This window comes from Pseudoalteromonas apostichopi (genome assembly GCF_030297135.1).
GTDB classification, from domain to species: Bacteria; Pseudomonadota; Gammaproteobacteria; order Enterobacterales; family Alteromonadaceae; genus Pseudoalteromonas; species Pseudoalteromonas apostichopi.
In genome coordinates this window covers 354,054-375,152 of the sequence record NZ_AP028066.1, presented here as the reverse complement: position 1 = coordinate 375,152, position 21,099 = coordinate 354,054, and the positions used below count along the sequence as shown (strand labels likewise).

At 40.1% G+C, this 21,099-nt stretch carries 19 protein-coding genes; 7 read left to right on the top strand and 12 right to left on the bottom strand.

Features of this window, described 5'->3' with window-relative positions; genetic code table 11:
* Positions 1-19: 19 nt before the first annotated feature.
* Complete coding sequence (locus QUE86_RS17740; RefSeq protein WP_286260797.1) at positions 20-970, bottom strand: GGDEF domain-containing response regulator; 951 nt, start codon at positions 968-970, stop codon at positions 20-22.
* Between the two features lie 146 nt (positions 971-1,116).
* Between QUE86_RS17740 and QUE86_RS17735 the strand changes: the two genes are divergently transcribed.
* Entirely contained in the window at positions 1,117-3,564 is a 2,448-nt protein-coding gene (locus QUE86_RS17735) for an EAL domain-containing protein (protein ID WP_286260796.1), read from the top strand.
* Here QUE86_RS17735 and QUE86_RS17730 read toward each other — a convergent pair.
* The 3 genes from QUE86_RS17730 to QUE86_RS17720 all read right to left on the bottom strand — a co-directional run bounded on the left by QUE86_RS17730 (position 3,561) and on the right by QUE86_RS17720 (position 7,774).
* Positions 3,561-4,130 carry a manganese efflux pump MntP gene (locus tag QUE86_RS17730; protein WP_130052927.1) on the bottom strand — a complete coding sequence of 190 codons (570 nt, stop codon included), beginning with the start codon at positions 4,128-4,130 and terminating at the stop codon, positions 3,561-3,563. The two genes, QUE86_RS17735 and QUE86_RS17730, sit on opposite strands and share 4 nt — an antisense overlap.
* Positions 4,131-4,219: 89 nt before the next feature.
* Positions 4,220-6,349 (bottom strand): hypothetical protein, encoded by a 2,130-nt coding sequence (locus QUE86_RS17725; protein ID WP_286260795.1) that lies wholly within the window; start codon positions 6,347-6,349, stop codon positions 4,220-4,222.
* Between the two features lie 120 nt (positions 6,350-6,469).
* Complete coding sequence (locus QUE86_RS17720; RefSeq protein ID WP_286260794.1) at positions 6,470-7,774, bottom strand: NAD(P)/FAD-dependent oxidoreductase; 1,305 nt, start codon at positions 7,772-7,774, stop codon at positions 6,470-6,472.
* A 258-nt stretch (positions 7,775-8,032) separates the two neighbouring features.
* Here QUE86_RS17720 and QUE86_RS17715 point away from each other — a divergent pair, with 258 nt between their 5' ends.
* Positions 8,033-9,967 carry a RecQ family ATP-dependent DNA helicase gene (locus QUE86_RS17715; protein WP_286260793.1) on the top strand — a complete coding sequence of 645 codons (1,935 nt, stop codon included), beginning with the start codon at positions 8,033-8,035 and terminating at the stop codon, positions 9,965-9,967.
* A gap of 263 nt (positions 9,968-10,230) precedes the next feature.
* Here the strand turns inward: QUE86_RS17715 and QUE86_RS17710 are convergent, their stop codons facing one another.
* Positions 10,231-11,685 (bottom strand): TrkH family potassium uptake protein, encoded by a 1,455-nt coding sequence (locus tag QUE86_RS17710; protein ID WP_286260792.1) that lies wholly within the window; start codon positions 11,683-11,685, stop codon positions 10,231-10,233.
* Positions 11,686-11,867: 182 nt separating this feature from the next.
* On the opposite strand from QUE86_RS17710, the gene QUE86_RS17705 reads away from it, so the two are divergent.
* The 3 genes from QUE86_RS17705 (at position 11,868) to QUE86_RS17695 (ending at position 14,832) form a co-directional block, all read left to right on the top strand.
* The gene (locus QUE86_RS17705) at positions 11,868-13,172 is read left to right on the top strand and encodes a DUF4118 domain-containing protein (RefSeq protein WP_286260791.1); all 1,305 of its coding nucleotides are present in this window, start codon (positions 11,868-11,870) and stop codon (positions 13,170-13,172) included.
* Entirely contained in the window at positions 13,165-13,833 is a 669-nt protein-coding gene (locus tag QUE86_RS17700) for a response regulator (RefSeq protein WP_130052922.1), read from the top strand. The genes QUE86_RS17705 and QUE86_RS17700 overlap by 8 nt, the downstream gene beginning before the upstream one ends.
* A 129-nt stretch (positions 13,834-13,962) precedes the next feature.
* Positions 13,963-14,832, top strand: coding sequence for a diguanylate cyclase (locus QUE86_RS17695; RefSeq protein ID WP_286260789.1), 870 nt, complete (start codon positions 13,963-13,965; stop codon positions 14,830-14,832).
* Position 14,833: 1 nt separating this feature from the next.
* Here QUE86_RS17695 and QUE86_RS17690 read toward each other — a convergent pair whose 3' ends face one another.
* The 5 genes from QUE86_RS17690 to curA form a co-directional block, all read right to left on the bottom strand.
* Positions 14,834-15,529: a class I SAM-dependent methyltransferase gene (locus tag QUE86_RS17690; protein ID WP_286260788.1), complete on the bottom strand. Its 696-nt coding sequence runs from the start codon at positions 15,527-15,529 to the stop codon at positions 14,834-14,836.
* Positions 15,530-15,654: 125 nt separating this feature from the next.
* Positions 15,655-16,071, bottom strand: coding sequence for a hypothetical protein (locus QUE86_RS17685; protein ID WP_286260787.1), 417 nt, complete (start codon positions 16,069-16,071; stop codon positions 15,655-15,657).
* 9 nt (positions 16,072-16,080) lie between these two features.
* A complete protein-coding gene (locus tag QUE86_RS17680; RefSeq protein ID WP_286260786.1) occupies positions 16,081-16,584 on the bottom strand; it encodes a GNAT family N-acetyltransferase in 504 nt (167 codons plus the stop codon).
* Between the two features lie 65 nt (positions 16,585-16,649).
* On the bottom strand, positions 16,650-17,267 hold the full coding sequence (locus QUE86_RS17675; protein WP_130052917.1) for a glutathione S-transferase family protein: 618 nt from the start codon (positions 17,265-17,267) through the stop codon (positions 16,650-16,652).
* 51 nt (positions 17,268-17,318) lie between these two features.
* The gene (gene curA, locus QUE86_RS17670) at positions 17,319-18,350 is read right to left on the bottom strand and encodes an NADPH-dependent curcumin/dihydrocurcumin reductase (RefSeq protein ID WP_130052916.1); all 1,032 of its coding nucleotides are present in this window, start codon (positions 18,348-18,350) and stop codon (positions 17,319-17,321) included.
* Positions 18,351-18,535: 185 nt separating this feature from the next.
* On the opposite strand from curA, the gene QUE86_RS17665 reads away from it, so the two are divergent.
* Positions 18,536-18,943 (top strand): hypothetical protein, encoded by a 408-nt coding sequence (locus QUE86_RS17665; protein ID WP_130052915.1) that lies wholly within the window; start codon positions 18,536-18,538, stop codon positions 18,941-18,943.
* Between the two features lie 11 nt (positions 18,944-18,954).
* The gene (locus tag QUE86_RS17660; RefSeq protein WP_286260785.1) at positions 18,955-19,797 is read left to right on the top strand and encodes an SMP-30/gluconolactonase/LRE family protein; all 843 of its coding nucleotides are present in this window, start codon (positions 18,955-18,957) and stop codon (positions 19,795-19,797) included.
* On the opposite strand, the gene QUE86_RS17655 is transcribed toward QUE86_RS17660, so the two are convergent.
* Complete coding sequence (locus QUE86_RS17655) at positions 19,794-20,027, bottom strand: helix-hairpin-helix domain-containing protein (protein ID WP_167657384.1); 234 nt, start codon at positions 20,025-20,027, stop codon at positions 19,794-19,796. The two genes, QUE86_RS17660 and QUE86_RS17655, sit on opposite strands and share 4 nt — an antisense overlap.
* Positions 20,017-21,012, bottom strand: a complete 996-nt coding sequence (locus QUE86_RS17650; RefSeq protein WP_130052912.1) for a hypothetical protein — start codon at positions 21,010-21,012, stop codon at positions 20,017-20,019. Before QUE86_RS17650 ends, QUE86_RS17655 begins: the two co-directional genes overlap by 11 nt.
* Positions 21,013-21,099: the final 87 nt, after the last annotated feature.

Genomic DNA, 21,099 nt, shown 5'->3' with positions numbered 1-21,099 from the left:
CAGTAAGGTTTGGTTTAGCTTAAAAACTAAAACTGGGTTCAGCAAGTATGCAAACACAGCGGTTTCTCCCTTGATGCTTGGCTTGATAGAGCGCTTTGTCGGCACAGCGAATTAGCTCGTCAGTGTCGATGGCTTCATGCCCAGGAAATGTTGCGCTACCAATACTAATAGAGAGTACTCCAGAGGTTGCATGTGGGTGTTCAATATTTAGTTCACGAATGTTTGCCAAAAGCTTATGAGCAATAAATTGTGCCCCTTGAATATCGGTGTCTGGCAATACACATAAAAATTCTTCACCGCCATAACGAATAGTAGTATCGGTTGGGCGGTTAACACTTTTTTTGATTTCATCAGCAACACGTTTTAGGCATTCGTCACCTTGTTGATGACCAAAAGAGTCGTTGTATTGTTTAAAGTAATCAATATCGAGCATTAATACTGAAAGGGCTTTATCGTTTCTGACGGCTAAACGAATGTTTTGATCAAGGGTGTTTTGTAAAAATCGTCGATTGTTTAAACCTGTTAGGCTGTCGTGCTCACAAAGACTTTTGAGTAAATCGGCTTGTTTTTTTAAGGTCAAATGCGCTTTTACGCGATTAAGTAATGTGGCGCCATAAACCGGTTTTGATACAAAATCGACGGCGCCTGCTTGCCAGCACCTATTTTGGTCATCTTGATCCATAATGGCGGTGATAAAAATCACCGGAATATCTTTGTACTGGGAGTGTTTTTTTAATAGCTTGCAAACATCTAGACCGCTCATGGAGCCAAGCATCACGTCAAGCAGTATTAAATCAGGTTTTAGGGTTTCGCACAGGTGCAGCACGTTTTCACCGCAATCTGTGGTGTGCGTTTTATAGAAGGGCGCGAGCAAACTTTCTATTACGGTTGTATTAATTGGTTCATCATCAACAATCAAAATAACAGAATCATTTAACTTTAAATCTGTGCGACTAGCTACCGGTTGCAAACTATTCCCTCCACGCGATGAATAAAGCATAGACTGGATTCTGGGATTTTCTACAACTTAATAATTAAAAAAAGTTATTTTTTTTGGCGTGTCTGCTGAGATAGGACTAGAGTTTTTTTAAGTACTATTTACCAGAGGCGATGGATATGCTTTTTTCTCATCATGATCATTCACACAGCAAAGTGCTTGTTGTTGATGATGAGCCGACTAGTTTGATGATAATGGCCGAGTCATTAAGTGACCTTGGTGAGATTGTTTGTTGCGATAATGGAGCACAAGCAATTGAGAAAGCCGCTTTCTTTCAGCCCGATGTGATTTTGCTCGACATTGAAATGCCCGGCATGAATGGCTTTGAAGTATGTCAAAAGCTTAAAAACAACCCTAAAACCGCACAAAGTCATGTGATTTTTGTCACCTCTCATAATGAGCAAATTTTTGAATATCAGAGTTTTGCAAGCGGCGGAATTGATCTTATTCATAAACCCGTTGATTTAAATATTTGCCGGCTCAGAGTGCAAAATCAATTAAAGCTTAAACACCAAGAAGCACAAATACTGGCTGCAAAAAATGATATTTCGACACTCGTTGCGCAAGTACCTGTGTATATATCTTACTGGTCAAATACAGAGGAAAACCTCTTTAGTAATGATGAAACCGCCCATTGGTTTTCAAAAAGCAGCGAGCAAATGTTGGGTTGTTTCGCCAAAGATGTATTACCCGATGAATTATATGAGGCTTTTCATCGCTGCTTAACTGAAGGAATTGAGCAAGAAGTTTTAAATATTCAGTTGCCCAGCCCTCGCAATAGAATTGAATATGTTCGAGCGCAAATAAATTTAAGAATAAAAGAGCATGAAGTTGTAGGTGTTATTCTTACTCTTTCGGACATCACTTCAATTACTCATACAAAAAAACTGTTATCGAATGAATCTGAACGCTTACGGGTTATGCTTAATTCTATTGGTGATGCCGTAATTGCTACGGATAATAATGCAATTATTAACTTTATGAACCCCATTGCTGAGCGATTAACAGGTTGGCACGTTGAAGAGGCAAAAGGGCGCCATATTGAAGAGGTAATGAAGCTCGTTGATGCAACATCGAACAAAACACTCGTCAATCCTATATCTGTTGCTTTAAAAGAGCAGCGTATAGTTGCCATGGCGTTAAATAGTCAATTAACTGGGCTTGATGGGCGAGTTTATAGGGTCGAAGATTCAGCTGCGCCAATACGTGATGTTGAGGGTAACATTATCGGCGGTATTATTGTGTTTCATGATGTCAGTGAGTCAATCGCGATGGCTGTGAAAATGAGTCATTTAGCAAATCATGACTTGCTAACAGATTTGCCTAATCGGGTGTTATTACACGACAGGGTCACTCATGCTTGTAAGGTTGCAAGTAGCATGAATAAGAATGTAGCGTTAATGCTGATTGATATCGACCACTTTAAGTACTTAAACGACACTTTAGGGCATCACCAAGGTGACTTAATCATAAAAGATGTTGCAAAGCGGCTTGAGTCTTTAATTGATCTCAATACGACATTGGCAAGAATTGGTGGTGATGAATTTGTCATCTTATTACCCGATGTAAAGAGCGCCTCTGTAGTTGATGCCATTGCCAGCGATATTATTAACACCATGAATGAGCCATTTCGTATTGATAGCCAAGAGTATACTTTATCGGTTAGTGTGGGTGTGAGTGTTAACCCTGCGGACTCCACTCAAGCAGAAGAGATGATGACTCATGCAGATGCAGCAATGTACCGTGCTAAAGAGCAGGGACGTAACCGTTTTTGCTATTACTCCGATGACTTAGAGTATCAATTTAAGCAGCGTCAAAGCGTTGAAAAGCTGTTAAGAAATGCTATTGAGCAAGATAAAATAGAGGTGTTTTATCAGCCGAAACTAGAGCTCGCAACCCGGAAGATCATGGGGGTCGAAGCTTTAGTACGACTTCGAGATAACGACAATAAGCTTATTTCACCACTGGATTTTATACCCCTTGCTGAAGAAACCGGACTTATTCATGCCTTGGGTAAGTCGGTGCTTAAGCAAAGCTGTAAAGCGGCTAAAGAGTGGGCCGATAAAGGGCATAAAATCAAGGTTGCCGTAAACATTGCTGCAAAACAGTTTACCGATGGTAATTTTTGTAATCTAGTTGCTGACACCATTGAACAAGCGGGGCTTGCCAGTGAACTGTTAGAGCTTGAAGTAACCGAAAGCGCGTTGATGCATGATTTTGATGAAATAAAAGTCATGCTTAATAAGCTCGCTGACTTGGGGTTAACTATTGCTATAGATGACTTTGGTACGGGTTATTCAAGTTTGTCTTATCTAAAGCTTTTTCCTGTCGATGTACTCAAAATAGATCAATCTTTTGTGAGAGATATGCTCAATGATACGCAAAGTATGGACATTGTTAGAACGATCACCAGCTTAGCGCATACTTTGAATTTACAAATAGTGGCTGAAGGTATTGAAGAAAAACAGCATTTAAATAGTTTAATCGACTTAGGCTGTGAGTTTGGGCAGGGGTACTATTTTCATAAGCCCATGCCCAAAGAAGAGTTTGATAAGCTATTAGGTTAAGCCATGGTGTGGCTGTAAAGGATGCCACAGCCGATAAAGATAAGTGCAACACCGCCGATTGCTTCGGCTTTTTTGCCAACCCAGCCACTCATTACGTTACCAAGTAGTGCGCCTATGGTAACCATAATTGTGGTTGCTAGGCCTATCATGGCGGCAGCTAAGTAAATATTTACTTTCATGAAAGCAAGGCTGATACCGACTGTCATCGCATCTATACTGGTACCAACGGCGGTTAACACAGTAGCAATAAAAGAGCGCTTACTATTAGGAGCAAGTTCCTCTTCATTATCGTCATCTTTACGACTTTCAAGTAACATATGAATGCCTAGACCCACTAACAGCACAAAGGCAATCCAGTGATCAAACGCTTCAACGTAATCAGCACCGGCACTGCCAATCAGCCAGCCAACAATCGGTGCAATGGCTTCGATACAGCCAAACAATAAACCAAGCTTGATTGCACTTAAAACGCGAGGATTTTTAAGCGTACTGCCTTTAGTGATTGAAGCTGCAAAAGCATCAGTCGACATTGCAAGCGATAAAACGCTTAGCGTAATAATATTCAATTTTTTGCGCCCCACAAAAAGTGCGTATTATACGCGGCTGAGCCGTAAACAGATAGGTTAATTTACGGCTCGAATAGGTAAAGGGGAGCTTAATAAGGGCTGTACTGGTAGTGATTCATTTGAGTGCCATCCTTAGGGGCAAGCTTTGGCTCAAGTTTAATAAGCTCTTTATAGACATTAGGCGTAAACACTTTAAGTCGCTTAGCACGACGAAAGTGATTAGGCTCATATTGGCTAACTAGTTTTAATGCACTTGGCATATAGTCAGCGAGGGTTTGCGTGTTGTAACTTTGCTCAAGTGCTTGGTCAAGGATATCAAGCCCAGGTTTAGAAAAATCATGCGCAACTGCCAGGCTTATTAAAAACTCAACTGCTGCATTTGAATGCATACTTGCATAAAAATACATGTCGTTGTTTTTCATGTCTTTTAATGAAAAATCAAAGCCTTTATCAGCTAATGTTTGCCATTGTGCTAATGGTAAATCAGTAAATGAATAAAGAGTTTCTGGTGGCGTTGGATCTATTCTGTTTTGCCAAATAGACGTCAATTGTTGACTATCTTCTATCGTTGCTGCAAGCAACATATTTGTCTGATGGGTACTAAGTTTTGCAGTTTGTGTAATAGTTGCTACCGTATTAAAGTCTTTTTCAATAATCGCTTCCCTAAAGGCTAAATACTGAATCGATGTTTGATGTTTATATTCATTCGAATGCAAAAATTGCCAATTATGAACCTGTACAGGGTCGATTGCCTGAAGGGTGTCGGGTGTCAGTGAACTTTGCTGGACTTCAAGCTTTTCTATTTCTTTGAGTGCCTGAGAACGTGTTTTTATTGCCTCAAGTGAATTGATCCGCTGATCTATCGTTTCACACTCAGGAGTTATTTTTTTGGCTTGCTGTTTATGTAGCTCATATGCACTGAGTGCTTTAGATATTGCAGAGTTATCTTTATCTTTACGCTTAAATGCTTGGCTACTTGGAATTAGCGTTATATCTTTTAACTCAGTAAAAGCATCATTAGCAACTTGGTCGCCAACGAATAAAAGACTACTCGGTAAAAATGAAGATTTAAGCATCAGTAGCTTATCGTTTGGTGTGTCGCGCACAAGCTCGCCGTGAGCTCGATAACCTTTATTTTTTAGATAACTTAGTGTTTCTAAGTGTTTGCTCTCTAGTGGCTTCACTTCGCTATTTGAGCTGCCTTTTAGGTTTACAATGGCAATATCCATCGCCGTAAATACATTTGGCTGATTAGTTGGCTCAATACCTCGCTCACTTAATAACTTTAAAATTGGTACATTAAATTCACTAACGGCTACATCAGCAAGGTTTAAATACAGTTGTTCATCCATAAAGTCATCACTCATTGCTGTAGGCGAGCCGCCTAGCTGTGCAGTTTGAGAGATCAGTGCTGTTAAATACTCATTAGGTAAGTTGCTTTTTAAAGCGACAGCAATGTCGTTAACAGTAAACTCTTTGCTGGATATTGCGTTTTCAAACTCAGTTAAGCTAAGCGCATGAGCATTAACAAGAAACAAAACAGATGGCGAAATGAGTCGTGATGGACCGATTTTAAACGGTGTTTTTAAATAGGTATTAAAGTCATCATTGTTATCCAATAGTTTGTACAGTGCTGTTTTGTTTACTTGCTCAGGTAATGGAACATTAAACATCATTGAGCCAGTATTTTGACTAAGGGGTCCATTAATTACCGTTAGTTGGTTGATTGTATCAGTATCAAAAGCCTCAATTATTTCAATCCCTTGCCAGCTTTTTAAGATACTTACTGATGCGGCATATTGAAATTGTTCTTCAGCATTCTCTTTGAGTGCATTAATAAGCAAAGTCTCAAATGAACGGTAAGATATTTTGACAAGTTCTGAATAACTTAAAATATCCTTAAGGGATTGACCGTCTTTTAGAGCTTGTTTAAGTGCAGCTTCGATTTGGCTATGATCAGCCGCTGCTTGAGTGGCTTTTAAACTTTGTTGCTTACACTGGCGTTTGGCTAGCTTGAGCTTAGCCAGCTTTGTTGCTTTACTATTTGGCTGGCTTGATGGTTCAAAGAGGCTAGTAGCTTTCTCTTGTTCAGCTACAGTACCAGTAGATGTTGAGACTTTATTGCTTATAGCTGCGATGGGAGTGGGTTTATCTAATGTCAGGTAGGTCCCAAAGACACAAAGCCCTGCAAAAACGGTTAGCGAAATACCTTTTTTCATATTCAATCCATGGATTTATCTTGCGTGAAGTGTATGGCTTTATAGTTTGATGTCAATGACTTGGGGACGAAGTGCACAAATAGCCGACAAGCAACTAATTTGCCGGCTTTATGCTGTAGCTTAATGTAGTTTCATTTTTGGTCTAACAACTCTAAGTACTTTTTCACTGATCCACAGTGCAAAGGTTTTGGCGCTGCCGTGGATTGCACGTTGATGCATACGATAGAGCGAAATATACATAAATCGCGCTATTTTTCCTTCAATAAAAAAGCTATTACTGGTTAAATTACCCATTAAACTACCTACTGTGCTGTAGCGTGACAAGTTAACTAAAGAACCATGGTCACTGTAGTTAAACACACTCAGGGGCTGGCCTTTGAGTGTTGCAATCAGGTTTTTTTCAACACATTGTGCCATTTGATGGGCCGATTGCGCTCTGGGTGGCACTTGTGAACCATCTTCTTGGGTGAATGCACAGCAATCACCAATTACAAAAATGTCGTCGTTAACACTACTTTGCAGGTATTGGTTTACTTTAATTTGGTTATTGCGAGTGAGCTCAAAGATACCAATGTCTTTAATGAAATCAGGGGCTTTTACACCCGCAGCCCAAACCATAATATCGGCTTTGATATGTTCATCGTTTTTGGTGATAAAGCTGTTTTCTGTGGCTTCTTTTACTTGTGTGCCTTCGCGCACTGTTACCCCTAATTTAACCAGCTCTCGCTTAGCTGAGTTAGCAATGCGCTCGGGTAAAGCGGGCAAAATTCGCGGCCCTGCTTCAATTAAATCAATGTGTAAGCGTTTGGCGGTCATTTTATTTAGGCCATACATTTTTAGCATGTCTGACACATGATAAAGCTCAGCCGACAGCTCAACCCCGGTTGCACCACCACCCACTATGGCAATGGTTAAAGAGTGCTGTGGGTCGTCATCTTGATGTAAACGGGTGAAGTTATCGAGAAGTGCATGTTGAAAGCGTTCAGCTTGTTGATTTGAATCAAGGTAGAAGCAATGCTTATTGACACCTGGAGTATTGAAGTCGTTACTAACACTGCCAATGGCAAGCACAAGGTAGTCGTAGCAGACTTTGCGTTCAGGTAAAATTCGGTGGCCAAGCTCGTCTTTTAATTCACTTAAGGTAATGGTTTTGTTGGTTTGATCTAAGTGGCAAAAACTGCCGAGTTGAAAGTTATAATGGTGTTTTGCTGCATGAGCTGAGTATACAACGCCGTCTAAATCGGCATCAATCGACCCCGTCGCTACTTCATGAAGTAACGGCTTCCAAATATGGCTGCGGTTTTTATCGATTAAAAGTATCTCTGCTTGGCGTTTTTTCCCGAGTTTGTGTCCTAATTGTGTTGCTAGCTCTAAGCCACCAGCGCCACCACCGATTATCACGATTTTAGGAGGTTGGTTAATCATTACGTTGCCCTCAAAAGTATAATACCTAAACACTCTTGCGAAAAAGCGCTTAGGTATTGCAAGTCCATCCATCAATACCCCATGGCAACGCGCCCATTGTGCGCCTTTTTACTGATTTTGTCAGTACCTGTTAAGAACAATATAGTGCGCTTAGTTATATCAATAGCCTTGGGAGATAGCGTTAAACAAGTTAACATGGCTAATTCGCAGTAAGAGACCTATCATTACCTGAAAAGGGAATGACAGTGAGGGATCAGGATGACTACACCACTACACACTTCGTTGAATCAATACTTTGGCTTTAATGAGTTTCGCCAAGGTCAGCAACAAACCATTGAACAGTTATTAAATCAGCAATCGTCGTTGGCAATTTTTCCGACTGGCTCAGGTAAATCTTTGTGTTATCAATTAACCGCATTGCACCTACCCAATTTGACCTTAGTGGTTTCGCCATTATTGGCGCTGATGAAAGACCAAATCAGCTTTTTAAATAGCAAAGGTATTTATGCGGCAAGCCTTGATTCAAGCCAAACCAGTGAGCAAAGCCATACGGTAATGAGTGATGTGCGAGCAGGGAAGGTGAAAATTTTAATGGTCTCAGTTGAGCGCTTTAAGAATGAGCGCTTTCGTGAATTTATTAAACAAGTGCCTATTTCGATGCTGGTGGTTGATGAAGCGCACTGTATATCTGAATGGGGTCACAACTTTAGGCCTGACTACTTAAAGCTGCCGCGCTATCGTGAAGAGCTTAATATTCCATTGGTACTGCTACTTACCGCTACCGCCACTAAAAAAGTAAAGCGTGATATGTGTGAGCGTTTTGCTATTGCCCCAGAATGTGTAGTACAAACTGGCTTTTACCGAAGCAACCTCGATTTATCAGTGCTTAGTGTTGCAAGCCAAGAAAAATCTCAGCAATTAGCAAGTATCATAGCCAGCCAACAAGGGGCTGGAATTGTTTATGTCACCTTACAACATACCGCTGAGCAAGTGGCCGAAGGTTTGGCTAGAGCGGGCTTTAATGCGGTGGCTTATCATGCAGGCCTTGAGGATAATAAACGCTGGCAAATTCAAGATGATTTTATGGCGGGTAAAATCAATATAGTCGTGGCAACCATTGCTTTTGGGATGGGCGTTGATAAGTCAGATATTCGTTTTGTGATCCACTATGATCTACCAAAATCGATTGAAAACTATAGTCAAGAAATTGGTCGCGCAGGGCGAGATGGTGCGCCATCAAACTGTTTTACCCTAGCAAACTTAGATGGCTTAAATACCGTAGAAAACTTTGTTTATGCTGACACTCCCGAGCAAAGTGGTATTGAATATGTCATTAATAACATTCGCAACGAGCAAACTAACAACCAATGGGAAATGCAAGAGTACAGCTTATCAAGCGAAAGTAATATTCGTGCTTTGGCGTTAAAAACCTTACTTGTGCAGTTAGAAATCCAAGGGGCTATTACACCTTTATATGCCTATTACGCCGATTTTAAATATAAGTTTTTAACGGATAAAAATGAGCTGCTTAGCCAGTTTGATGCTGATCGACAAGCCTTCTTACAACATGTATTTAAACACACCGAGTTTAAGAAAATTTGGGGCACACTTAATTTTGATGCGCTAACAAGCGCTACTCAAGTTGACAGAAAACGTGTGGTTGCAGCGCTCGATTATTTAGCAGAAAAAGGCCATATAGCACTTGAAACTAAACGTATCACGCAAGTGTATGAAGTTAATAACTCGGTAATAAACCACGCTGATTTAGCGCAGCAACTTCACCAATACTTTATCGAAAAAGAGCAGGCTGAAATTAAACGTATCGCCACTTTAGTACGCTTTTTTGAGCTAGAAAGCTGCTTAAGTTATAACTTAGCCCGCTATTTTGATGACCAGAATGCACCCCAGCAATGTGGCCATTGTTCAGTGTGTAGAGGCCAGCAGGTAAAACTTAGTTACTCACTAGTGCATGAAATGCCTGAGCAAAATGTGATTGGCAGTAAAGTTGCTGAGCTTAAACAGCACTTAGCTGCTAAAGGGATTAGTGATGTCAGCATCGATACTCAGTGCCGATTTTTAGCGGGCATGAGCGTGCCTTTATTTACTCGTAACAAAGTTAGACAGCTATCAGGTTTTGGCCTTTGCGAACAGCAGCGATACAGTGACATTAAAGCCCTGCTACAGCAGTTGTAGCAGGGTTTTAAATTGTCAGCACATCTTCCTTGGGTTGTGCAATTATGTTTATGTGTACTGTTTTAAATTCGTCAGAGAGGGTCTTTGAAACATTGTTCACCAAGTGTTTCTTAGAAGATAGCAAAGTTTAAAAAAGCTTCATTTTAGCAATAGATACAGGATTGGTGGTTTGTTTATCAATCAGTCCTGTGAACAAAGAAGATCATAAGTAAGATGCATTTATATGCTCAAAAGGCTTATAAAGACATATTACAGTTGTGTTTTTACTTCCTCCAAAAGGTACGCGTAAAAAGAGCAAAAACAGTAAAGTATTCCAAACGACCGACAAGCATCGCGCCGGTTAATATCCATGTTCCTGTGTCTGAAACTGGCGCAAAGTTAGCGCCTACTTCACCAAACCCCGGTCCGAGAACATTGACACATGCTGCAACTGCAGAAAATGCACTCCAAAAATCCAGCCCAGTAAACATCAGCAATAATGTAAACAGCATGCTTGATCCTGCGGCAAAGGTCATAAATGCCATAACGGCATGAAGTACGTCATCTTTTACAGGGCTGCCTTGGTACTTAATGGTGAATATAGCGCGGGGGTGAAGAAGTTGTTTAAAGTTATAGTTGAGCATTTTAACCACAAGAATGTTTCTGATGATTTTATTTCCGCCAGCTGTTGAGCCCGCGCATCCACCTAAGTAGCCGGTGATGATAAGTAAAAATCCGACAGCTTCTGGCCATTCAGTAAAATTTGCAGCACCAAACCCTGTGCTGGTTATAAACGACACGATATGAAAGGCTGAAAAACTTAATGACTCAAAAATAGAGGAGTAGGTATCGTGACTGTATAAAATAACGCCCGACAACGCTGAAAGGGCAGTAATGATGTATATAAAATAACGAGTTTCTTCATCAGCATAGTAACTACCGAGCGCTCGTTTGTGGACGACTCTAAAGTGCAGGGCAAAATTAATAGCTCCTGCAATCATAAATAAGTTGGCGATCCATAAAATTAAATGACTTTTGTAAAACCACATACTGGCATCGTGGGTTGAGAATCCTCCCGTTGAAACGGTTGTTAGCGCATGAGCGATTGCATCGTAAAAGGTCATGCCTGCAAAATAGTAAGAGACAGTACATAACACGGTTATGCTTAAGTATACACTCCATAGGTAATGCGCCGTGTTTGCAATACGAGGCGATAGCTTTTCATCTTTAATTGGCCCAGGTGTTTCGGCCTTTAAGAGTTTCATCCCACCTATATTAAGCATAGGTAGAATAGCCACAACGAAAATTACAATGCCGAGCCCTCCCATCCATTGTAAAAACTGGCGGTATAATAAAAATGTACGAGGTAAATCATCCAAGCCAGACAGTATTGTAGCGCCGGTGGTTGTTAATGCGCTTATCGACTCAAAGATGCCGTCTGTAAAGGTCACTTTGGTGACTAAAATGATTGGAATTGCTCCTAAAAAGCCAGCAATCAACCAGGTGACTGTCGCATAAATCAGTGCATCCCTAAAGTTGGCAAGTGATGAATCAACATGCTGGGTTTTTAACAGTATGACACTTGCTGTAAAAAGCATTATTGACGCAGGTAATAGGAATGACACAGATACATTATCTTTAAATAAAAGTGCCGATAAAGCTGCAAATATCAACTGCACTATGCTCATCCACAAAATAGGGAAAGCGAGTAATCGAAATGTGATTTTCCAATTGATCATATGTTTACTGATTTAATGAACGGCTATTAAACCAGCATGTTATTCAAGTAGGAGCCGATGTCTTTAGAGAGAGTGAAAGCTTTATAAAGATTTTATGCCGAGATAAAAAAACTTTATAAAAACTTTATAGTGACAAAATTGAAAACCCTTTAATCTAATAGGGACAAAAAATAAGTGAAAAAATGATGCAGTCAGTATTCAAAATACAGTATTTAAAAGCCGCATTTTTAAGTGTGTTAATGCCACTTGTGGTGGTGCTCGCGATATTTCCGTTTCGAGAACTGTTTACAACCACCGATATTGTCATGCTACAGCTTCTGTGGGTGACATGGGTTGCGGTTCAAAGTAATCGCCGTGTTGCAGCACTTACCACCTTAGTAAGTGTTGCCTGCACGGACTGGTTTTATGTGGTGCCGTATTTTACTTTTCATATCGAAAATATTGAATATGTGGTTACCTTTTTGGTGATGTTGATTGTGGGTTTAGTGATAAGCCACCTTGCAGGGGAGCTCAATACCAAGGTTCGCGATGTGCAAGCCCATGCAAGTAATAGTCGCTTGCTGTATGAATTAGCTAAAAAACTCAATGAGCTCGACAGCCTTGAGGAACAAAAGCAGCTGTTTTTAAAAACCATGGCTGCGCATTTAGGGGTTGCGTGTGATTGGCAGTTAATAGCATCTAAGCAGTTTATTTATTTAAATGAACATCAAGCGGAATTTGGCGGTATCGCGTTTGCTAAAGCACTCAATGCTGAGCAACACGCTTTGGCAAATACGGCGTGCTCTTTATTGTATCAGGTTCAGGAAAAAACCTTACTTCGTGAACAATCTGCGGCGATTAAAGTGCAGGCGGAGCTGGAAATGTCAAAAAACACCTTATTGCGTAGTTTATCTCACGACTTACGAACGCCATTAGCGACTATAATGGGGGCATCGAGCATGTTGGCCGATGATGATATTCAACTAAGCTCAGAGGTTATCAAAGAGCAAGCAGTTAATATTTATGAGCAAAGTAAAATTCTTAACCAGCACTTTGATAAAGTAATGGAGCTCAGTAAAGTTAATAAGTTAGCTGAGAATATAAAATGGCAAAAACAGCCCATTTTGACCTTAATTAGCGAAGCTAAATCACGCCGTCAGCAACAACTAGAAAACTTTAAACTTCGCATCGAGGCTCAGCAACAAAGCATCTGTTTTGGGGATGAAACCTTACTAGAAATTGCCTTGGCTAATATGCTCGAGAACGCTGCTCGCTACAGTGATGGTTCGGCAAGCATACAATTTATTGAAACGGAAAATGAGTACCAAATTGTGTTAACCAATTCTTTTGATAATAAGTATGAGACGAGTCAAGATGAAGGGGTTGGCTTAGGTAGTGTGATCTGCGATGTGGTTGCTAAATGTCACCAAGGATGTTTTGAATTAACCCTCAATGAGCAAACAAAGCAGGCAACAGCTATATTAATTTGGAGTAACCGCCGTGGCTAACATTTTGGTTTTAGAGGATTCACCACCTCTGCAAAGTTTTTTAAAAACATTGTTAAAAGCTAGTAATTATGAGGTTAGTGTATGCGCCAAAGGGCTTGATGCGTTTTCGCTTTTAAGCCAGCAGCAGTTTGATTTAGTATTGCTTGATTTAGGCTTGCTCGATATGGATGGGCAAGATTGGCTGGTAGAATTTAGGCTGTGGAGTTTGCTACCTGTGCTAGTACTTTCTGCACGTGACGGCGAAACAGAAAAAGTCACCGCCCTTGATAACGGCGCTAATGATTATCTGACCAAACCATTTAGTGCAAACGAACTGTTAGCTAGGATACGGGTACTTCTACGCACGCAAATAACACCAAGCCTGACCCTTAAGTGTGGTGATATTCATATAGACCCACATAAGCATGTGGTCCGCAAAGGCGATGAAGAAGTAAAATTAACTAAAAAAGAATACGCTATTTTGCTGTTATTTTTTCAGCAAAAAGACAAGGTGTTAACGCATAACGCCATTTTATCTGAGGTGTGGGGAGAGCAGTATATTAATCGCCCTGAATATGTACGTGTACATATTGGTCAGTTAAGACAAAAGCTAGAAAAAAATGCAGCGAGCCCTAAACATATTTTAACCGAGCCTGCTGTAGGTTACCGCTTAGTTGAATAAATTATCTCTTTACATCCCTTTAAGTTGAGTTTGTAACTCTACTTAGGTAATGTTTTAGGAAATAACAATAATAAAGTGGAAGTCTATTCATTGGTTATGTATCAAAATACTGGGCAAGGAATCAGTTCATTGTCTAATACACAGCTCGAAGACGTTATCGGAGAAATCGAGCAAGCCATTGAATGGCATCAATCTTGGTATAGAAACTTATTAAGGAGCTTAATTGCAGATATACCCGCAGATGATCAAGACTTAAGCGATAATGCTCATAATCTTTGTCGCTTTGGGCAATGGTTCAATAAACTTCCTGAGCAGACCCTAAACCTTCATCCTTATTTTTCAGAAATCGCTTCAGCGCATCAAAAAATGCATCAAGGAGCCAAAGTCCTATCATCGTTAAAAGAGTCTAATTCAGCTATTCCTGTGAATTTATTGGACCAATTTCATACTGATTTAGATAGTTTGCGAGATTATTTTGAAGCTATCAATGATGAGCTTTATGAACTGTTACACACCCGCGACCCTTTAACCGGTGCTACAAACCGAGCAAACTTAGTTGAAAACCTACAAAAAGAGCAGGAACTTTGTAAACGTAAATCTTTGAGCTGTGCGCTAATAATGATCGACCTTGATCACTTTAAGCGTGTGAATGATGAGTTTGGCCATGGCGCGGGTGATAAAGTGTTAATAGCGCTTGTTAAATGCATTAAATCCCACTTAAGAGAGTACGATCAATTGTATCGCTATGGCGGCGAAGAGTTTTTAGTATGCTTACCACACACAGAGCTTGAAGGTGCCAAGTCCTTTTCTGAGCGACTGCGAGCAGCCGTTGCAACTTTAAAAATCGAAATTGGCAATGATAAACACATTAATGTAACTGGCTCATTTGGTGTCGCGCTAATAAATGCCAATGATGATATCGAAACTGCAATCGAAAGGGCTGACCAAGCTATGTATCAGGCTAAAAAGTCAGGCCGCAATCGAGTGTCTGTGGCTTAAACTACGCTTTGACACCGGTGAATGCTTTTATTAAGCCTGCTTGATAAAAAGGATAAACGTTCGTAAAGCCCGACGCGGCGATAATTTTTTCAATGACTTGAGTTTCTCTTAGCGCAACGTCATTCTCATAAGCCTGTTTTACTTTTTCAATTTGTTTAGGGCTGACTGCGGCTGATGACATAACACTTAACCAGTGACTAAGCTGCTCTGGGTAAGTTTCGGCACTTTGATTGGCGCTTAAGTCTGCACTGATCAGTAACCCACCAGTTTTTAAACGTTTATGTATATCAGCAAAAAATGCCACCCGTTTTGGCTCATCAACAATAAACTGCGACACTAATACGGCTGTTGCTGCATCAAAGGGTATTAAGTTTTTGAGTAAACTTAGATAACCATTATGAAACTGGCATCGTTGTGCTAGCCCTGCTTGCGTTAAGTTGTGTTTGCATACTTTGAGCATCTCAGTCGAGGGTTCGACAGCGGTGAAGCGAAATGCTGGGAATGCCTGTGCTAAATGCAAAATTTCATTTCCGGTACCTGCTCCAACGCAGAGAATATGCGCATTGCTTGGCAGTTTGCAGAATAAAGGCGACATCATAAAATACAAGGCTTGGCTAATAGGTGCCATGTTTTGCCACTGTGAATCGTAATTAGCTGCTTGTTGATCAAATAAGGCGGTGACTTCGTGTTGTTGCATAGTAAAAACCCAATAGGTAACTTTTAGTGTTACAGAAGTGGTTAGCTTACTTTGTTTTAGGTAACTTTAAAAGTTGCTTAATGAGAAATTCAAGTGAAATGGTGATTTAAAGCATACTAATTCACTTAATTTTTAGGTTGAATGTGAGACTGAGCTATATCGCCAACAGTGTTTCGACTATGAAACGATAATAGCTTTGAAAATTCAAAATCAGTAAGTTTAATGTCGTTATTCGATGTCCAGGTAACTTTGTAGCTGTTGTTACTTGGGTGCCCGTCTAGTGATAGCAAGATAGTTTGGTCGCTTGGTTGCGCTACGCGACTGATAGATATCAGTGTTTCATAGTTTGTTGTAGCACCACAGTTTATGACTGATACCACGGCTTGTTTATCTTTATCTGGTGATAAGAACACCTCATATTGCTCTTCACCACACCAGTTTGGTGTGATAGATGAAATACCCCAAATAAGTAACGCTAGAGTGCTAACCCCCCAAAAAATAGCAGCACCAACATGCCAAAGTATTTTTAGTGCTTTACTCATGCTCATCCTTTAGTTTTGATTATTAGGCTTTAATAATGAAAAGAGATGCGCATTAAAGAATTGCTCATGCTTGAACATCGCATTTTTTAAAATGGCATCTTGCTCGAACCCTAGCTTTTGCAATAACTTCATTGAAGCGAGGTTATCTTCGCACACATAGGCAAACACTCTGGTGATATTGGTTTTAGTAAAAACAGTATCAAGTAGCATAGATGTTGCTTTTGTAGTAATCCCTTGTTGCCAATACTCTTTTTCCAGCCAGTAACCTAACTCACCTGAGCGATTGAACTCAAACTCGCCGGCTAATACGCTCACACAGCCAATAAGTGTGTTGTTAAATATAATCGCTTTAACGAGTTCACCTTGGCTACCTTCATTTATCCACCATAAGGCATCCTCTTCAGTATATGGAGAAGGGATTTTAGTTGATAGATATTGAGTTACATCTTTATCGTTAAGTATAGCGATAAGCTGCTCGGTATCTGACTCTATAAAATTTCGTAGCGTGATCACAACTATCCTTGTAATGCTATTAAAGCGAAAGGTGCAAAGGCACTATAACGTACCTTTGTCTATTATCATCCGTATTTTTCTTCTAACTCATTGGCTGTATGATAGCTTTCATGTGTTTTGAGCTGTTCTAGATAACGCGATAATTCTGGGAAGTGTGTTAGCACGCCAGATTCGGCGACTTTTTCAATAACAAAAGACATCATAAAGTCAGCGCCAGTCAACGTCTCACCAACAAGGTATTGCTTGCCTTTTAATTGCTGATTTACATAGCTCAAAATTTTGCCAATTTCATGGTCAGCATAATCAGCTATAAAGTTAGTTTTACAACCATCTTTAGTGATAAACAGTTTTAGTAATAAAGGCACCATAGCTGAACTTTCTGCAAAGTGAAGCCATTGCTGATAACTAAAATACTCATCAGACTTTGGGGCTGGCATATATTTACCTTCACCATAAGTAGTAATTAGATAATCAGTAATAGCCCCTGATTCGGTAATTATCTTTTTGCCATCTTCAAGCACCGGCGCTTTACCTAGAGGGTGAATCTCTTTTAGTTCATCAGGTGCAAGGAATGTCTCTGGGTTACGTTGATAAGCAACAATATCGTAATCGACACCTAGCTCTTCTAGTAGCCAAATAATACGTTTTGAACGTGATTTATTTAAGTGGTGAAGTTTTATCATAAGTAATCCTTTTAAGTTGCGCTGCTCTGCAGCGCTAAGTATTTAATAAAGTTATAAAGGTTGCTGCACTTGAACAACTGTTTTGCCGAAATTTTCACCATTTAACATCGCGTTGAAGGCATTTAAAGTATTTGTAAAATCTGGCTCCATGTGTTCTTTATATTTGATCTTTCCTTCACTAAGCCATGCTTGCATGTCTTTGGCAAACTCTGCGTAGCGGTGGCCGTAATCATCAAAAACAATAAAGCCCTGTACTTTAATACGCTTAGTTAGTATTTGCCCCATTAACATTGATAAACGGTCTGGACCTGGAGGTAACTCAGTTGCGTTATACTGTGATACCAAGCCGCAAAGAGGGATTCGTGCTTTAGTATTTAACAGCGGTAAAACAGCATCGAATACATGACCACCCACATTTTCATAGTAAACATCAATGCCGTTATCACATGCTTTGCTTAACTGTTCACTAAAATCATTGGCTTTATGATCAATGCAGTAGTCAAAACCTAAGTTCTCAACGGCGTGTCGACACTTTTCCTTACCACCTGCAACACCAACAACTTTGCAGCCTTTGATTTTTGCTATTTGTCCAACGGTTGCACCTACTGGTCCTGTTGCTGCCGCGACAACAACAGTTTCTCCAGCTTTTGGCTCGCCAATATCAAGCAGCCCCATGTAAGCCGTAAAACCTGGCATTCCTAAAATGCCAAGTGCATATGATGGGTTACTGGGGGCCTCACCAAGTTTCATTAGACCTTCAGTGTTACTAATTGCATATTCTTGCCAACCTGTATAAGCGAGCACCCACTCACCTTCAGTGAAATCAGGATGAGCTGATTGCTCTACCTGACACACGGTTGCCCCAACCATCACATCGCCAATTTTTACAGGGTCGGCGTAAGATTTTGCGTCACTCATTCGACCTCTCATATAAGGGTCAAGAGATAAATATATGGTCCTTAACAGAACCTCACCCTTTTCAGGGGCTGGAATGGAGGTTGTTTTTAAGTGAATATTACTTTCGTTTGCTTGCCCATTTGGGCGGGAGGCTAGAATAAATTGACGATTTTGAACATCAGACATACTTGGCTCCTACTGCCAGGTGTAAAAAAGAGGTTTACTAATGTTGTGAGGACAAAGGAACAAAATTCAACAATGAAATTGTAACTATATAAATAATGACAATCCCTCAGCTGCAATAATCAGTTTTGCACGGGAATTAGGAACGGTGTATGCTAAATTTAGTTTAAGCTCATTAAAGGATTGATATGAAGCGTACTTTACTATTTTTTTCAGCGCTTTTTGCAACCAGTACTCAAGCAAATACTGATGTGTTGTCAGTGGATCCAGTGATGCTCTCTGGCAGTGCTTTTTCATTTGAGAATGATGCCAAGCGTTATCCTAAACAGAGCCAATTTAGCATTGTCCATAGTGTATTAATGAGCAGTGAAAGTGGTCGCCGTTTAGCTGTTGTGACTATTGAAAATAAAGCATCAGGCTCGCGTATTTTACAGGCCGACCATATTATGGCGTTGTTTGCTGATGGGCGTCGTGTACACCCTCTGAGTTTTGACGAAGGTATTAAGTTAGATGATGGCGAAAAACGCTCATTGACCTTATCTTTTGGTGAAAACGAATACCCGATTTTAGCGGTTTACACGAGTTTAAATGAGTAAAAGGATAGCCCATGAAATTACTTAAGCCACTGGCTATTACATTACTATTAAGCTCACCTTTAACCTTTGCTGTTGATAGCCAAGATTTTGTTAAAGATAACGTTTTCACGCAAGGCGTTGAAGGACCGACTATGCATAACGGTGCCTTATATGCGGTGAACTATGCTCAGCAAGGAACTATCGGCCGCGTAGACAACATGGGCAAAACTTCGTTATTTGTTCGTTTGCCAAATGATAGCATTGGCAATGGCCTACAGTTTGACTCACACGGTAATTTGTTTATTGCCGATTATGTTAACCACAATATTTTAAAAGTACCTGCAGGCAGCAATAAAGCAGAAGTTTTCGCTCATAATAGCAACATGAATCAACCCAATGACATTGCTATCACTAAAACTGGGGTGCTGTTTGCAAGTGACCCTAACTGGGTGAACGAAACGGGTCAATTGTGGCGTATTAATGCTGATGGCAGCACTAAATTGCTTGAGGAAAACATGGGTACCACCAATGGAATTGCTGTTAACAAGGAAAATACTAAGCTTTATGTGAATGAGAGTGTGCAGCGAGTTGTTTGGCAATATGACTTGGATGAGAACCTAAACATAAGTAATAAAAAAGTTTTGATTAAGTTTGCTGATCATGGCTTGGACGGTATGCGTGTTAATAATCAAGGACATGTGTTTATTACTCGTTATGGTGCTGGAAAGGTGCTTGAAGTCTCGCCTAGCGGCAAGGTGTTAAATAGCTATAAGTTAAAGGGTCAGCATCCAACTAATTTGGCCTTCGACGATATGCAAAGCAGAGTGTATGTCACCATGCAAAAACGTGGTGCAATAGAAGTGATTGAGCTTTAGCCTTGCTTTGCTCGCGCAATAGCGGCGGTGATTGCCGCCTTTGCTTGCGGGCTATTCTGCCAACAACTTGAATGAAGCATTGACGCTACTCGCTCAGCAATGGTGTTTGCATCAAACCCAGCTAACTCCTCAAATGATTCAATGCCCATTTCTTCAAAACGTTTTAGAACCGTAGGCCCCACACCTTTAAGTGCTAAAAGCGCGCTGCGTTCTTGCTCGTTAAATGGCATGTTTTTGTTCCTTGTTAGTGGAGTCTATAAAATGATGAGGGTTATCTAATCCTAGAAAAACAGTGTCGATATCATTCTGGGGCTCTTTAAGTGTGATTTTAATATTTGGATAGCCAGAGTAATTATAGCGTTTGATTGTTCGAGCGCGTGCAATGAAACCGGTATTTAAATCAATAGTTTTGATATTTGCTAAAGCAATATTGTATGCAGGATATAGCCCATAGCGAATAATGAGTTGCGATTTACTAATAGAAACAGGACGCCTTGCAACCGAACGGTACTCTGCAGTAAAGAATAAAAGGCTAAAAATAGTTAAACCAGTGATAATGTTTGCTGCTGATGGTGACCATATAAAGTGCAAAAAGAAGTGCATCATTGGCAACTCTAATAAGATTATAAAAATAAAGCCAAGCAAGTTAGCTTGTGATCCATCTTTTTTATGGTAACTAAAATGTTGTTCACCAGTGAAATAGCTTGGTTTAATGTGTTTAGCGTAAAATAAGAAAGCCCACATCCGTGTTTCGAAACATAAAAAGTTTGCAATTGCGTTTTGTTTGAAAAGCTTGTTAATTGGCCTTGCTATAGCTATATCTGGATCGGTCTGCTGGCTTAAAGCGGACTTTATTGCCAGATACACAGTTATGAGAGCGCTGAGCTCTAAAATTACAATCAAAGCTAAAAGCCCATAACGAGCATGCTCTAAGTAATTCATTAAAAACTTGTTTTGTTCGGGAATGATATAACTCCCGATTAAAATAGCGAGTGAGCATAATACCACTGCTTTTAAAGCCGCTTCTTTCTTATTTTTAATTAATATTAAGCAAAGTACAGGTAATACTATCAGTGCATCTAGTAGGTATAACCATTCAAAGTTTGCATTCCCAAAGTCATTCAGTGGATGATTTCCTTGGTAATAAATGCCCCAAAAAAGACTAATACTAATTAGAAAAATAAATGGAATTTTTGACTTTATTGATTTGAGCATAGCATCTTCCTTGTAGCTTCTGTCGCTCATATCTTAAACAACAATTTGTTCGTTGTCCCTTTTTACTCTTAAAGTAGTTATTACTTG

Bases quoted from the DNA above. Each gene is read 5' to 3' on its own strand.
- QUE86_RS17735 (WP_286260796.1), top strand. From the start codon at position 1,117: ATGCTTTTTTCTCATCATGATCATTCACACAGCAAAGTGCTTGTTGTT.
- QUE86_RS17725 (WP_286260795.1), bottom strand. From the start codon at position 6,349: ATGAAAAAAGGTATTTCGCTAACCGTTTTTGCAGGGCTTTGTGTCTTT.
- QUE86_RS17720 (WP_286260794.1), bottom strand. From the start codon at position 7,774: ATGATTAACCAACCTCCTAAAATCGTGATAATCGGTGGTGGCGCTGGT.
- QUE86_RS17715 (WP_286260793.1), top strand. From the start codon at position 8,033: ATGACTACACCACTACACACTTCGTTGAATCAATACTTTGGCTTTAAT.
- QUE86_RS17710 (WP_286260792.1), bottom strand. From the start codon at position 11,685: ATGATCAATTGGAAAATCACATTTCGATTACTCGCTTTCCCTATTTTG.
- QUE86_RS17705 (WP_286260791.1), top strand. From the start codon at position 11,868: ATGATGCAGTCAGTATTCAAAATACAGTATTTAAAAGCCGCATTTTTA.
- QUE86_RS17690 (WP_286260788.1), bottom strand. From the start codon at position 15,529: ATGCAACAACACGAAGTCACCGCCTTATTTGATCAACAAGCAGCTAAT.
- QUE86_RS17685 (WP_286260787.1), bottom strand. From the start codon at position 16,071: ATGAGTAAAGCACTAAAAATACTTTGGCATGTTGGTGCTGCTATTTTT.
- QUE86_RS17675 (WP_130052917.1), bottom strand. From the start codon at position 17,267: ATGATAAAACTTCACCACTTAAATAAATCACGTTCAAAACGTATTATT.
- curA (WP_130052916.1), bottom strand. From the start codon at position 18,350: ATGTCTGATGTTCAAAATCGTCAATTTATTCTAGCCTCCCGCCCAAAT.
- QUE86_RS17665 (WP_130052915.1), top strand. From the start codon at position 18,536: ATGAAGCGTACTTTACTATTTTTTTCAGCGCTTTTTGCAACCAGTACT.
- QUE86_RS17660 (WP_286260785.1), top strand. From the start codon at position 18,955: ATGAAATTACTTAAGCCACTGGCTATTACATTACTATTAAGCTCACCT.
- QUE86_RS17655 (WP_167657384.1), bottom strand. From the start codon at position 20,027: ATGCCATTTAACGAGCAAGAACGCAGCGCGCTTTTAGCACTTAAAGGT.
- QUE86_RS17650 (WP_130052912.1), bottom strand. From the start codon at position 21,012: ATGCTCAAATCAATAAAGTCAAAAATTCCATTTATTTTTCTAATTAGT.